The organism is Nocardioides sp. Root151, from assembly GCF_001427925.1.
Classification (GTDB): Bacteria; Actinomycetota; Actinomycetes; order Propionibacteriales; family Nocardioidaceae; genus Nocardioides.
Window position 1 is genome coordinate 1,613,603 of the sequence record NZ_LMGG01000001.1, and the last position, 13,855, is coordinate 1,627,457.

Annotated in this window: 10 protein-coding genes; 1 reads left to right on the forward strand and 9 read right to left on the reverse strand. The window is 68.7% G+C overall.

The window, feature by feature from the left end; translation table 11 throughout:
* Positions 1–80 precede the first annotated feature (80 nt).
* The 9 genes from ASD66_RS07700 to ASD66_RS07740 all read right to left on the reverse strand — a co-directional run bounded on the left by ASD66_RS07700 (position 81) and on the right by ASD66_RS07740 (position 12,825).
* The gene (locus tag ASD66_RS07700; protein ID WP_056684365.1) at positions 81–1,094 is read right to left on the reverse strand and encodes an electron transfer flavoprotein subunit alpha/FixB family protein; all 1,014 of its coding nucleotides are present in this window, start codon (positions 1,092–1,094) and stop codon (positions 81–83) included.
* On the reverse strand, positions 1,091–1,864 hold the full coding sequence (locus tag ASD66_RS07705; protein WP_056684362.1) for an electron transfer flavoprotein subunit beta/FixA family protein: 774 nt from the start codon (positions 1,862–1,864) through the stop codon (positions 1,091–1,093). The genes ASD66_RS07700 and ASD66_RS07705 overlap by 4 nt, the downstream gene beginning before the upstream one ends.
* Positions 1,864–4,386 (reverse strand): GcvT family protein, encoded by a 2,523-nt coding sequence (locus tag ASD66_RS07710; protein ID WP_056890487.1) that lies wholly within the window; start codon positions 4,384–4,386, stop codon positions 1,864–1,866. Before ASD66_RS07710 ends, ASD66_RS07705 begins: the two co-directional genes overlap by 1 nt.
* A gap of 166 nt (positions 4,387–4,552) precedes the next feature.
* A complete protein-coding gene (locus tag ASD66_RS07715) occupies positions 4,553–5,542 on the reverse strand; it encodes an ABC transporter substrate-binding protein (protein ID WP_056684356.1) in 990 nt (329 codons plus the stop codon).
* Between the two features lie 45 nt (positions 5,543–5,587).
* Entirely contained in the window at positions 5,588–7,627 is a 2,040-nt protein-coding gene (locus ASD66_RS07720; RefSeq protein ID WP_235529986.1) for an ABC transporter permease, read from the reverse strand.
* Entirely contained in the window at positions 7,624–8,673 is a 1,050-nt protein-coding gene (locus ASD66_RS07725) for a quaternary amine ABC transporter ATP-binding protein (protein WP_056684352.1), read from the reverse strand. The genes ASD66_RS07720 and ASD66_RS07725 overlap by 4 nt, the downstream gene beginning before the upstream one ends.
* Entirely contained in the window at positions 8,670–10,400 is a 1,731-nt protein-coding gene (gene betA / locus ASD66_RS07730) for a choline dehydrogenase (RefSeq protein ID WP_056890489.1), read from the reverse strand. The genes ASD66_RS07725 and betA overlap by 4 nt, the downstream gene beginning before the upstream one ends.
* A gap of 49 nt (positions 10,401–10,449) precedes the next feature.
* On the reverse strand, positions 10,450–11,922 hold the full coding sequence (locus ASD66_RS07735) for an aldehyde dehydrogenase family protein (protein WP_056890490.1): 1,473 nt from the start codon (positions 11,920–11,922) through the stop codon (positions 10,450–10,452).
* Between the two features lie 132 nt (positions 11,923–12,054).
* The gene (locus ASD66_RS07740) at positions 12,055–12,825 is read right to left on the reverse strand and encodes an IclR family transcriptional regulator (protein ID WP_056890491.1); all 771 of its coding nucleotides are present in this window, start codon (positions 12,823–12,825) and stop codon (positions 12,055–12,057) included.
* A gap of 102 nt (positions 12,826–12,927) precedes the next feature.
* Here ASD66_RS07740 and purU point away from each other — a divergent pair, with 102 nt between their 5' ends.
* Positions 12,928–13,815: a formyltetrahydrofolate deformylase gene (gene purU, locus ASD66_RS07745; protein ID WP_056890492.1), complete on the forward strand. Its 888-nt coding sequence runs from the start codon at positions 12,928–12,930 to the stop codon at positions 13,813–13,815.
* The last annotated feature ends 40 nt before the right edge of the window (positions 13,816–13,855 follow it).

Genomic DNA, 13,855 nt, shown 5'->3' on the forward strand with positions numbered 1-13,855 from the left:
AGTCGTGAAGAGTGTAGAGGGAGTGGCCTCGTGGGCGCGGGACGTGCTCGGCAATCCACGAGTGGCCCGCTGATTCGGTCTCAGGAGCCGGAGCGGCGCCGGATCTCCTCGACGATCGCGGGCACGACCTCGTGCATGTCACCCACCACCGCATAGGTCGCCTTGGCCATCATCGGAGCCTCGGCGTCGGTGTTGACGGCGAGGATCGTCTTCGAGCTCGCGCACCCGGCCCAGTGCTGTATCGCGCCGCTGATCCCACAGGGAACGTAGAGGTCGGGGGCGATCCGGCTGCCGGTCTGCCCCACCTGCTCGTGGTGCGGACGCCAGCCGAGGCTGGTGACCACGCGGGAGACCCCGAGCTGCCCACCGAGGAGGTCGGCGAGCTCGCTCACCGCGCCGAAGCCGTCGGGTCCGCCGGCGCCACGCCCCGCTCCCACCACCACGCGCGCCGACCTCAGGTCTCCGGACCGGTCGGGGACGCCGGGCTCGGTGGACACCACCCGGGCGACGAGGTCTCCGGCGTCGAGCGCCGGCTCGAGCTCCTCGACCACTGCCTCGGTGGCGGCGTCAGCCGGTCTGGCCTCGACGGCGTGGCCGGCCACCGTGAACACGGCCGGGCGCGCGGTCAGCTGCATCTCCTCCAGCGCCGCACCGCCGGCCACCTGCCGGGTCACGACGAGGGGTGCCAGCCCGTCGAACGCCACCGCGTTCGCGGCCATGGGTACGTCGAGGCGCGCGGCCACGTGGGCAAGCACCTCGTTGCCCCGCGGCGTCCCGGCGGCCGTGACCACCACCGCACCCGCACGGTCACGCGCCTCGATGATCGCCGCGGCCCAGGCGGCGGCGCAGTACGACGCGAAGCCCTCGCCACGAGCCACGAACAGCGTGGAGATCCCGTGCTTGCCCAGCTCGTCGACCAGCACCTCGGGAGTCACCTCGGTGGTCGAGCCACCGTCAGCGAGCGAGGTCGGGACCACCAACCCGTGGACCGGCACCCCGCCACCTTCGGCGGCAAGGTCGCGGGCGAAGCGGATCGTCTCCAGGGAGGTGTCGGCGACTCCGTCGGCACCGGTCTCGATCAGGACCAGGATCATCGGAGCACTCCCAGGGACTGGAACAGGTCGACCACCGCGGGAGCCGCCTCCGGGCCCTCGCCCAGCACCTGGACGGTGGAGGGAGCCGGCGGCGGGAGCGTCAGCCGGACCCGGCCCGAGCCGCGCGGGGCACGGGTCGGCGTACGCATCTCGATCTCCACCTTCTTGGCCCCCATCCGACCCTTGATCGTCGGATAGCGCGGCGAGACACCGCCCTCGGAGACCGCCACCACTGCAGGCAGCGGCAGGTCGTAGGTCTCCCGACCCCCGTCCGGGGAGTCGCCGTGCGCCGTCGCCCGGCCTTCCTCGATCGCCACGGTCTTGATGCCAGTGACCACCGGGCGTCCCAGTGCGTGTGCCAACCGCACCGGCACCTGGAAGTCGCCGGTGTCGGCGGCGTCGTTGCCCAGCAGGACAAGGTCGTGGTCGCGGCCCTGCTCGGCGTGCGCCCGGACCACCTCGGCGATCTCGTGGGCGATGTCAGCAGGCCCGAAGTCACGCAGGTCGGTCTCGACGAGGGTGGCCGCGGAGGCACCCACGGAGAGGGCGCTGCGCAGCTGCTCGACCGACTCGGGCGGTCCGACCGAGACCAGGCTGACGGTGCCGCCGTGGACCTCCACGAGCTGGGTGGCCAGCTCGACCGCGCAGTTCTCGTGGTCGCTCAGCGTGCAGCCGACGTAGCGCGAGTCGACCGCCTGCGCGTCGGGGGTCAGCAGCACCTCGCCGGACGAGTCCGGCACCCGCTTGACGCAGACCAGGATGTCGACCATCAGCGGATCCGGGCGTTCTCGGGGTCGAGCAACGGTGTGGAGTCGACCGACTCGATCGTCACGGGGTAGAGCTCCTCCATGTAGGAGACCGCCAACCGGTTGCCCAGGGAGGCCTGGTCGGGCGGCAGGTAGGCCATCAGCACGTGCTTGCCCAGGCTCGGGGCGGACCCGGCGCTGGTGACATGGGGGTGGTGCCCGTGGCCGTCGGTCAGGGTGCCGCCGTCGCGGGTCAGGATCGGCTCCCCGCCCAGCATGTAGCGCTTCACGCCGGACGACGACGTGTGGTCGTCGACGGTCAGCGTGCACAACACCGTCTTCGGGTCCTCCTCCCGCTGCTTCACGTAGGCCTCGCGCCCGATGAAGTCGGCCTGCTTGACCTTGGGCCGTTGCATGGCGGCTTCGACGATGGTGCGTTCGCCGTCGAGCTCGAAGCCGAAGGCCCGGTAGCCCTTCTCGATCCGGCCGGTGGTGCCGTAGACGCCGATCCCGACCGGGACCGCGCCGTCGGGCTCGCCGGCTTCGTGGAGAAGCGACCAGAGGCGAGCACCCTCCTCCATCGGGACGTAGAGCTCCCAGCCGAGCTCGCCGACGTACGAGATGCGGGAGGCCAGCACCCCGAGGTTGCCGACCTCGATGTCGCGGCAGCTGAGGAAGCCGAAGCCGCCGTCGCTGATGTCGTCGTCGGTGAGCCGGGCGAGGATGTCGCGGGCCCGCGGGCCCCAGAGTCCGATCGTGGAGTACGCCGAGGTCAGGTCGACGACAGCCGCGGCACCCGTCGAGCCGTCACCGGCCAGGTGGTCGCTGAACCACTTCTTGTCGGCCATGCCGTGCAGCCCGCCGGTCACCACCCGGTAGCGGTCGTGGGCCAGCCGCATCACGGTCAGGTCGGACTTGAAGCCACCCCGCTCGTCGAGGACCGGGGTGTAGATCACCTTGCCGGGAGCCACGTCCGCCTGCGCGACGACGATGCGTTGCACGGCGTCCTTGGCGCTGGGGCCGACCACGTCGAAGATCGCGAACGCGGTCAGGTCGACGATGCCGGCGCGTTCCCGCATGGCCAGGTGCTCGGCATTGATGATCGGCGACCACCAGCGGCTGTCCCACTCGTGCTCACGCGGCATCACGCGGTCGCCGTACTCGCCCAGGAGCGCCTCGTTTCCGTCGTACCAGTGCGGTCGTTCCCAGCCGACGGTCTCGAAGAACCGGGCGCCCTGCTCCTGCTGCTGGGCGTGCATCGGCGCGAGCCGCTTGCCGCGCTCGCCCTCCCACTGCTCGCCGGGGTGCACGATGCCGTAGGTCTTGATGAACGCCTCGGACGTGCGCGCCTTCACGTGGGAGCGGGTGCGCTGGTGGGGGTAGAACCGGGCGATGTCACTGTGGTGCACGTCGATCTCGGAGCTGCCGTGCGTCATCCACTCGGCGACCGCACGCCCGACGCCGGGCCCCTCCTTGATCCAGACGGCTGCCGCCGACCAGAGGCCCTTCACCTCGGGGGTCTCTCCGAGTATCGGTGCCCCGTCGGGGGTGAGCGAGAGGAGTCCGTTGATCGCGTAGCGGATCTCGGCACCGTCGGCGCCGAGGGCATCGGGCATCAGGTCGAAGGCCTGCTCCAGCTGGGGATCGAAGTCCTCCTGGGTGAACGGCATCTCGGTCGGCGACAGGCGGGCCTGCTCGATGGACGGGATGTCGTCGGGCTCGTGCAGGATCGCGCGGTGGGCGTAGGAGCCGACCTCCATGTCGGCGCCGTGCTGGCGCTCGTAGCAGAAGGTGTCCATGTCACGCACGATCGGGAAGCTGATCTCTCCGGGCCGTTCGGCGAGCTGCGGGATCGGGCCCACCGAGATCATCTGGTGCACCGCCGGGGTGAGCGGAATGGCCGCGCCGGCCATCTTCGCGATGCGCGGGCTCCACACGCCACAGGCGACCACGACGGTCTCGGTCTCGATGGTGCCGCCGGAGGTCTCGACGGCCGTGATCCGGCCGTCGGTCACCACCAGGTCGGTGACCTCGACGTTGGGCACTACGGTCAGGGCGCCCAGCTCGAGAGCCTTCTCACGCATGATGGTCCCGGCACGCAGCGAGTCGACGACACCGACGGACGGCGTCCAGAAGGCGCCGAGGATCTCGTCGGTCTCGATGAAGGGGATCTTCTCCTTCACGTGCTCCGGGCCGACCAGCTCCGACTCGATCCCCCAAGCCTTGGCGCTGGACATCCGGCGACGCAGCTCCTCCATGCGCTCCTCGGTGCGAGCGATCTCGTAGCCGCCCGACTCGGTGAAGACGTCCATCTCCTTGTACTGACGCACAGAGTCGAGGGTCAGGTCGGTGATCTCGCGGGAGTGGTCGACCGGGAAGATGAAGTTCGAGGCGTGACCGGTCGAGCCGCCCGGGTTGGGCAGCGCGCCCTTGTCGATCTGCACGATGTCTCGCCAGCCCAGGCGGGCGAGGTGGTGCACGAGGCTGTTGCCCACGATGCCGGCGCCGATGACGACGACACGGGCGTGATTCGGAACGTCTGCCATGGATCCGCCTATCGGTTGCGCAATGCGCAACGTAATGCGCATTAAGGAACACCACCAGCGTCCGCCCGGGCGCCTTGTGTGTCAAGGGAATCGCCCTCGAAATCACGACAGCCCCACGGAGATCACCGTGGGGCTGTCGTGCGCGTCCGACGCGGTCAGGGCTGGTTCAGCGGCCCAGCCATGCATCGACCTTGTCGGGGTTCTCCTTGATCCACTTCTTGGCGGCGTCCTCCGGCGACATCTTGTCGTCGGCGATGTACTTGGCCACCAGGTTCTGGTCCTCGTTCTTCCAGGTGAAGTTCTTGACGAGGTCGACCATCGCTCCGCCGTCACTGGACCAGCTGGTGGAGACGACCTTCTTCAGATCGGTCTCCGGGTAGTCGCAGGCGACCTTGGCCGGGTCGTCCTGGCAGCCATCGGTGTACTCGGGCAGGGCGACCTTCTCCAACGGAATCTCGGCCAGCAACCACTGCGGGTCGTAGAAGTAGCCGATCAGCCACTCGTGGTTCTTCTCGGCCTTCTGGAACGCGGTGATGCTGGCCGCCTCACCACCGGAGAAGACCACCTTGAAGTCGAGGTCGAGGTTGGCGACGATCGCCTCGTCGAACTGGACGTAGGACGGGTCGGACCCCAGGAACTGTCCCTTGCCGCCGGACTCCGAGGTCTTGAACTTGTCGGCGTACTTGTTCAGGTTCTTGTAGTCGAGGATGTCCGGGTGCTCCTTGGCGAGCCACGGCGGCACGTACCAGCCGATGATGCCTATGTTGCCGGTCGACCCGAAGTCCTCTGCCGAGCCGTCGCCCTTCTCGGCGAAGTACTGCTTCTCCAACGCCGGGTGGCCCCAGTCCTCGATCACCACGTCGACGCCGCCGCTCTTGAACTCCTGCCAGGAGACGTCTTCCTTGAGCTCCTTGTAGTTGACCTTGCAGCCGAGCTCCTGCTCGGCGAGGGTGCCGACCACGTAGGCGTCGGCCGCCATCCCGACCCACGGGTTGACCGCCAGGTTGAGCTCGCCGTCGCCACCGCACTCGGCCTGGGCGTCCTTGTTCTCGTCGGTCGCCTTGTCGATCGACCCGTCACCACACGCGGCGAGGACGAGGGCCAGGCATGCCGACACTCCCAGGAGCTGGACTCCCCTGTTCCATCTGTTCTTCATCTGGATCTCCTTCTTCTCATGGCCGAGTCGCTTGGCCGAGTCGCTTCATCCGGTGACGGCCAGCGGCGCGTCAGGGTCGGTCGATTCCTCCTCCGCAGTTGCGTTGCGTCGTGACCGGCGACGGACCGGAGCGGCCGACCCCGTCACGGCGGCAGCACGGAAGATGCGGTCGAGCATGATGCCCAGCAGCACGATGCTCAGGCCTGCGGCCAGTCCCTTGCCCCACTCCTCGAACCGCGAGAAGCCGAGTACGACGTCGTACCCCAGCGCCCCGGCTCCGGCCATCCCTCCGATCACCACCATGGAGAGCACGTAGAGCAACCCCTGGTTCGCGGCCAGGACCAGGGAGCGTGAGGCCATCGGCAACTGCACCTTCGTGATCTCCTGCCACGCTGTGGACCCTGCGGACCGGCCGGCCTCGAGGGTGGTCTCCGGAACACCGCGTACGCCGTCGGCGACCAGCTTGATCGCCACCGGGGCGGCGTAGACGATCGCGGCGAAGATCGCGGTGAACCGCGTCTGGTCGAACAGGTAGAGCACCGGCACCAGGTAGACGAACGGCGGGATGGTCTGCCCCATGTCGAGCACTGGCCGCAGGAGCAGGTCCACCGTGGGCCGGCGGGCCATCCAGACCCCGAAGATCACCGCCAGGATCATCGTCAGCAGGGTGGCGACCAGCACCATGTTCAGGGTGATCATCGTGTCGTGCCACAGGTCGAGGTACCAGATGCCGGCCAGGCAGGCGACGACCCAGCCCACCACGGCAACCGTGGTGGCCATCGTGCGGAAACCGCCGATCACCACGGCGAGCAGCAGGATCGCGGCGCCGCTGACGAACCACGGCGATTCGGCGAGCACGCTCTGCATGGGGTTGAGCAGGCCATAGCTGACCAGGTCCTTGAATGCCTCGCTCACCCCTCCGATCGCGTCGACCACCCAGCTCGAGAACTTGTTGATGCCGTCGGCCAGGTCGGAGGACCAGCCGGTGGACGGGTACGTCGCCGCCCATGAGTAGAACCGCGACATCTGGATCATCACGACCACCACGACCAGACCGACGGCGAGACCGGCCCACCTGAGTCGGCGGTTGCCTCCCCCGATTCGGGCAAGTTGTTCCGGCCGTTCGCTGGCGGCGGTGGTGGTGCGGTCCAGCATGATGGCCAGCAGCACCAGCATGGCCCCCGGAACCAGCCCGCGTCCGATGTCGGCGATCTGCAGCGCGGCGACGACCGGCCTGCCGAGCCCGGGTCCGTTCACGTAGGAGGCGATGACCGCCATCGCGAACGCGGCGAGCGTGGTCTGGTTGAGCCCCACGATGATGGTGCGCCGGGCCATCGGCAGCTGCACCTTGAAGAGGCGTTGCCAGGCTCGTTGACCCATAGAGTCGGTGGCCTCGATGGCCGTGGGCGAGACCTGCCGGATGCCGAACCCGGCGACACGGATCAGCGGAGGCAGCGCGTAGACCAGGGTCGCGACGATGGCGGCGGGTGCACCGGTTCCGAAGAAGAGCACCACCGGGATCAGGTAGACGAAGGTGGGCATCGTCTGCATCAGGTCGAGGATCACGCCGATGATCCGGTTCGCCCAGTCGCTGGTGCCGATCAGCACCGCGATGGGCAACCCGATCACCACGGCGCAGATGACCGACAGCAGGGTGACGATCAAGGTGTCGACCGCATCGGCCCAGAGACCCATCACCGCGGCGACGAACATGACCGAGCCGGTCAGCACGGCGTACTTCCAGCCGGCGACCGCGTGCGCGATCCACATCATGATGCCGAGCAGGCCCAGCCAGCCGATCTCCGGCACGGGTCGCGGATAGTTCGGCTTCGAGAGCATTCGCTGCAGCCAGTCGACCGCGTTGAGCGCACCCTCGGCGACGTTTCCGGTGAACTGCATCAGCGGGTTGTCGTCGCGGCCGGCGATCAGGTCGTTGCGCCACCCGGTCATCTCGTTGTGCAGGTCGGTGTGCTCGCGGCCGGGAAGGGCCAGCGTGTGGCTGCCCTTCATGAGCCACCAGGCGAGGATCCACGCCCCGACCACGACCAGCGCCCAGGCCCAGCGCGGCATCCTGCCGAGACTCACACCGACTCCTCGGCCACCACGACCCGCAGGATCGCGTCGTCGTCCACGATCCCGACCAGCTTCCCGTCATCGATCACGCGGACCGGATGGTCGGAGGCCAGCGCCGCCTGCGCTGCAGCCCGCACGATGGTGTCGGAACTCATCACCGGCCCCTCGCTCGAGTCGTCGGGCCGCGGGTCGCGCATCACCCACTTCAGGGTCAGCACGTGCGAACGGGGTACGTCGGAGGTGAAGTCCCGGACGTAGTCGTCGGCGGGCGCTCCGACCACCTCGTCGGGCGTGCCGATCTGGACGATCTCGCCGTCGCGCATGATCAGGATCCGGTCACCCAGCTTGAGTGCCTCGGCGAGATCGTGGGTGATGAAGACCATCGTCTTCTTCAGCTCCTCCTGGAGCCGGATCACCTCGTTCTGCATGTCCCGGCGGATCAGCGGGTCGAGTGCCGAGAACGGCTCGTCGAACAGCATCATCGCGGGGTCTCCGGCCAGTGCGCGGGCCAGGCCGACCCGCTGCTGCATGCCCCCGGAGAGCTGGTCGGGGTAGGAGTTCCCGTAGCCGGTCAGTCCCACCAGGTCGACCACCTCGGCCGCCTTGGCACGCCGCTCCTTCTTGCCGACGCCCCTGATCTCCAGGCCGTAGGCGATGTTGTCGATCACCTGACGGTGCGGCAACAGCCCGAAGTGCTGGAACACCATCGAGACCTGGTTCCGGCGCAGGTCCCGCAGCCCGGCCGCGTTGGCGGCGGTCACGTCGATGCCGCCGATCTCGACCTCGCCCGCGGTCGGCTCGATGAGCCGGGTCAGGCACCGGACCAGGGTCGACTTGCCGGACCCGGAGAGGCCCATCACCACGAACACCTCGCCGGGCGCCACCTCGAAGGACACGTCCTTCACACCGACCACGCAGCCGGTCTTCTCCTTGAGGTCGGCGCGAGAGAGGTCGGCGTCCGGCGTACCGATGATCCGGTCCGCGCGGTTGCCGAAGATCTTCCACAGTCCGCGGACGCTGACCGTGGCAGCCGTCTCGGTCGAGTTCTGCTGGCTCATCGTGTACCTGCCTCATCGATGGAGTTGCGTGGGTCGCCCGGTGGATGGAGCGGCGTGCCGTCGCGGTAGCGGTAGTACGGCGCGGGGTCCGGCGCCAGCGGAGTGTTCCCGAGGATCAGGTCGGCGGCCTTCTCGGCCAGCATCATCACGGGCGCATAGATGTTGCCGTTCGTGACGTACGGCATCGCCGACGCATCGACCACCCGCAGCCCGTCGATGCCGTGCACCCGCAACGACGTCGGGTCGAGCACGCTCATCGGGTCGGTGCCCATGCGGGTCGTGCACGACGGGTGCAGCGCGGTCTCGGCATCCTTGGCCACCCAGTCGAGGATCTCCTCGTCGGTCTCCACCCCCGGTCCCGGTGACACCTCGCCGCCGTTGAACGGGGCGAACGCCGGTTGCTCGAGGATGTCGCGGGCCACCCGGATCGCCTCCACCCACTCCTGGCGGTCCTGCTCGGTGGAGAGGTAGTTGAAGCGCAGCGCCGGATGCCGCGACGGGTCGGTGGAGGTGACCTTCACGCTGCCCCGGACGTCGGAGTACATCGGTCCGATGTGCACCTGGTAGCCGTGGGCACCCTTCTCCAGGCCGGCCGGAGCGCTGCCGTCGTACCGAATCGCGATCGGCAGGAAGTGGAACATCAGGTTCGGGTAGTCGACCCGGTCGTTCCCGCGGACGAACCCGCCGCCCTCGAAGTGGTTCGTGGCACCCAGGCCCTTGCGACGGAAGAGCCAGTCGGCGGCCAGCTTGGGACGGTTGCGCCACTTGAGTCCGGGGGCGATCGAGACCGGCTGCGTGGCGGCGTACTGGATGTAGACCTCGAGGTGGTCCTGCAGGTTCTCCCCGACCCCGGGGAGGTCGTGGCGCGGCGTGATGCCGAGCGCCTCCAGCTCCGCGGCGTTGCCGATGCCGGACAGCTGCAGCAGCTGCGGCGAGTTGATCGCCCCACCACACAGGATGACCTCGGCGGCGTACGTCGTGTGCGTGGTGCGCCCGCGCGACCACTCGACGCCCACGGCCCGTTGACCCTCGAAGACCAGGCCCCCGACGAACGCATAGGTCTTCACATCGAGGTTGGGGCGATGCATCACCGGGTGCAGATAGGCCTGCGCGGCCGAGAAGCGACGGCCCTTGTAGACGTTGCGGTCGAAACGGGCGAAGCCCTCCTGGCGGTAGCCGTTGACGTCGTCGGTCAGCGGATGACCCGCCTGCTGGGCCGCCTCGAAGAACGCCCCGAAGAGCGGGTTGAGTGCCGGGCCACGCTCCAGTCGGAGCGGCCCGCTGCCCCCACGCCACCGGTCCGCGCCGACGCTGCCGTCGGGAAGCAGGAGGGTCTCCATGCGCTTGAAGTAGGGCAGGCAGTGGGCGTAGCCCCAGGTCTCCATGCCGTCGTCCGCGGCCCACCGCTCGTAGTCGAGAGGATTGCCGCGCTGGAAGATCATCCCGTTGATGCTGCTGGAGCCGCCGAGCACCTTGCCGCGGGCGTGGTAGACGCGTCGGCCATCCATGTGCGGCTCGGGCTCCGACTCGTACTTCCAGTCGTAGAACCGGCTGCCGATCGGGAACGGCAGTGCCGCCGGCATGTGGATGAAGGGGTCGATCTTGTAGTCGTTGCGCCCTGCCTCGAGCACGAGCACCGTGGTCGCGGGATCGGCCGAGAGTCTGTTGGCGAGGGCGCACCCGGCGGAGCCGCCTCCGACAATGACGAAGTCGTAGCGATCGGTCATGCGCACCCACTCCCTTTCACGATTCGGCTCTCCGCGGCCTGTCACGCTGTCACGCCCCGTCGAACCACCCCTGTGGTTCTGGGCGCAGGTTCTGCCAGATGTGCTTGGTCTCCTGGTACTCCTCCAGCCCCGCGCGACCGAGCTCGCGCCCGATCCCGGACTGCTTGAACCCGCCCCACTCGGCCTGGGGCACGTAGGGGTGGTAGTCGTTGATCCACACGGTGCCCATGCGCAGTCGGCGCGCCATCCGCTGGCCGCGGCCGGCGTCACCGGTCCACACCGCGCCGGCCAGGCCGTAGATGCTGTCGTTGGCGATGCGCACCGCGTCGTCCTCGTCGGTGAAGGTCTCCACCGTGAGCACCGGACCGAAGGACTCGTCCTGGGTGACCGACATGTCGCTTGTGCATCCGTCGAGCACCGTGGGCAGGTAGTAGAACCCGCTGGCCAGCGCCGGGTCGTCGGGCCTGGCTCCACCGCACCGGAGCACCGCCCCCTCGGCGATTCCCGCCTCGACGTACGCCTCGACCTTGGCACGGTGGGCGGCACTGGTCAGCGGACCGGTCTCGGCCTCCGTGTCAAAGGGTCCGCCGAGCCGGATCAGCCTGGCCCGCTCGACCAGGGCGTCCACGAACTCGTCGTGGATCGACTCCTCGACGACCAGGCGGGCGCCGGCCGAGCAGACCTGGCCCGAATGCAGGAAGACCGCGGTCAGCGCCATGTCGAGGGCTGCCTCTCGAGGTGCGTCGGCGAAGACCACGTTGGGGTTCTTGCCACCCAGCTCGAGCGCGACCCGCTTCACGGTGCCGGCGGCGTTGGCCATCAGCAGCTTGCCGACCGCCAGGCTCCCGGTGAACGACACCAGGTCGACGCGTGGGTCGGTGCTCAACGGACTCCCGGCCCCGGGGCCGTCGCCGAGGACCAGGTTGCCCACTCCCGCCGGTAGGCCCGCCTCGCCGAGGATGCGCATCAGGTGGATCGCGGAGTGCGGCGTGATCTCACTGGGCTTGAGCACGAAGGTGTTCCCGGCTGCCAGGCAGGGCGCGACCTTCCACGACGTCTGCAGCAGCGGATAGTTCCACGGGGTGATCAGCCCGCACACGCCGAGGGGTTCGTGGACGACGGAGCTGGCCACGTCGCGGTTCCCGGTGTCGACGACCCGGCCCGCGTCCTCGGCGGCCACGTGACCGTAGTGACGGAACACGCCCACCACGTCGGCCACGTCGTACTCGCTCTCGACCAGACGCTTCCCCGTGTCCAGGGACTCCGCACGCGCCACGGCATCCTTGTCCCGCTCGAGCAGGTCGGCCACCCGCAGCAGCAGGTCGCCCCGCTCCCGGGCCGCTGTTCCGGGCCATGGTCCGGCGTGGAACGCACGGTGCGCGGCCGCGATCGCGGCGTCGGTGTCGGCGGAGTCTCCTTCGTCCACCTCGGCGACCTGGCTGCCGTCGGCCGGGCACCGGATCTCGCGCCGCCCCCCGCCGCGCGCGGCACACCACTCGCCGTCAATGTAGATCTCCGGCACCTCTGGCCCCACCTCTCCGGACGATGTGATCGCGTATCACGCAACAGGTTTCATGTCGCGCAACGACCAGGTCACCCTTTTGCAGGATTGCCCCCTCACCGGACGGCGTCAAGTGGGTCGACGAAACTTGCCCTAACGGTGACCCCAGCCCAAGCGGTACGACACCTCGGTGGCCGCCGCCACCAGTTGCTCGACGACCTCGTCCACGCGCTCCTGTCGCAGCCGCAGCGTGGGGCCCGAGACACTCATCGAGGCGATGACGTCATCGTGGGCGTTGCGGATCGGTGCCGCCACGGCCGTGAGGCCGACCTCCAGCTCGTCGACCGCCACGGCATACCCGACCTCGCGGACATGATCGAGCTCCTTGCGCAGCTTGCCCTTCCGGGTGATCGTCAGCTCGGTGTACGCCGGGAGGGCGCCGAGGAAGTCGTCCAGCTCGTCCGGGTCGAGACTGCTGAGCAGGATCTTGCCGTTGCTGGTCGCATGCAGGGGGATGTGCTGGCCGACCCAGTTGTGTGACTGCAACGCCGAGGACCCCGCAACCTGGTCGAGATAGAGCGCCGAGTGCTCGGAGAGCACCGCGATGTTCACCGTCTCCCCGGTCTCGGCGGCCAGGTTCCGGCAGACCGGACGCGCCTCCTGGACCACGTCGAGCCGGGCCGTGGCGGCACCGGCGAGGCGCAGGATGCCCATGCCGAGGCGGTACTTGCCACGCTCGGCCGTCTGTTCCACGAGCCCGTGCGACTCGAGCGTGGCCACCAGGCGGAACGCGGTGCTCTTGTGGACCCCGAGCTCGCCCGCGATCTCCGTGACTCCGGCCACCCCGACGCGGGCAATGCCCTCGAGGATGCTCAACGCGCGGTCGACGGACTGGACTCCGTCGACGGTGCGGGGCTTGTCCATGCCGTGACATTAGCGCAGGCACTGGCGCAGCCGCTGTTGCGTATCGCAGACTGATGACGCGAACTACGCAACAGTCCGTCGTTGCACCGAACAGGGGTCACCATGGTTCTCCGCTACTCCGCCAACGCCGGCGACCCGGCCGGTGACTTCGTCCTCACCCTGGTCTGTCCCGACCGCCCCGGCATCGTGCACGCCGTGTCGGAGTTCCTGGTGCGCAACCGTGGAAACATCATCGAGAGCCAGCAGTTCGGTGACCGGCTCACCAATCGATTCTTCATGCGCATCGACTTCGAGGTCGAGGGTGCGGTCCCCGACGTCGCCACACTCCGCGAGGACTTCGCCACCGTGGCCGCGCAGCTGTCGATGACCTTCGAGATGTGGGACGCCGCTGCGCCGTACCGCACCTTGATCATGGTCTCCCGGCACCTCCACTGTCTCAACGACCTCCTCTTCCGCACCTCCACCGGGGCCCTGCAGATCGAGATCCCCGCCGTCGTCTCCAATCACCCCGACGCCGAGGCCCTGGTCCGGTCCTACGACATCGACTTCCACCACATTCCGGTGACTGCCGCGACCAAGCCCGAGGCCGAGGCGGAGGTGTTGCGCCTCGTCGCCGAGCAAGAGGTGCACCTCGTCGTACTGGCGCGCTACATGCAGGTGCTCTCCGATCCGATGTGCCGTGCGCTGTCCGGCAAGGCGATCAACATCCACCACTCGTTCCTGCCGAGCTTCAAGGGCGCCAAGCCCTACCACCAGGCCTTCGACCGGGGAGTGAAGCTCGTCGGCGCCACCGCCCACTACGTCACCGCCGACCTCGACGAGGGGCCGATCATCGAACAGGACGTGATGCGGGTCGATCACAACCACAACCAGGCACAGCTCGTCTCCGCCGGACGCGACGTGGAGGCCCAGGTGCTCTCACGGGCGGTCCGTTGGCACTCCGAGTCCCGGGTGCTGCTCAACGGCCCCCGCACCGTCGTCTTCCGCTGACCCTGGTCCCGGGCACTGCTGGTCGGCCCTCGCCAGCGAA

Bases quoted from the DNA above. Each gene is read 5' to 3' on its own strand.
- ASD66_RS07700 (WP_056684365.1), bottom strand. From the start codon at position 1,094: ATGATCCTGGTCCTGATCGAGACCGGTGCCGACGGAGTCGCCGACACC.
- purU (WP_056890492.1), top strand. From the start codon at position 12,928: ATGGTTCTCCGCTACTCCGCCAACGCCGGCGACCCGGCCGGTGACTTC.
- ASD66_RS07705 (WP_056684362.1), bottom strand. From the start codon at position 1,864: ATGGTCGACATCCTGGTCTGCGTCAAGCGGGTGCCGGACTCGTCCGGC.
- ASD66_RS07725 (WP_056684352.1), bottom strand. From the start codon at position 8,673: ATGAGCCAGCAGAACTCGACCGAGACGGCTGCCACGGTCAGCGTCCGC.
- ASD66_RS07710 (WP_056890487.1), bottom strand. From the start codon at position 4,386: ATGGCAGACGTTCCGAATCACGCCCGTGTCGTCGTCATCGGCGCCGGC.
- ASD66_RS07715 (WP_056684356.1), bottom strand. From the start codon at position 5,542: ATGAAGAACAGATGGAACAGGGGAGTCCAGCTCCTGGGAGTGTCGGCA.
- ASD66_RS07740 (WP_056890491.1), bottom strand. From the start codon at position 12,825: ATGGACAAGCCCCGCACCGTCGACGGAGTCCAGTCCGTCGACCGCGCG.
- betA (WP_056890489.1), bottom strand. From the start codon at position 10,400: ATGACCGATCGCTACGACTTCGTCATTGTCGGAGGCGGCTCCGCCGGG.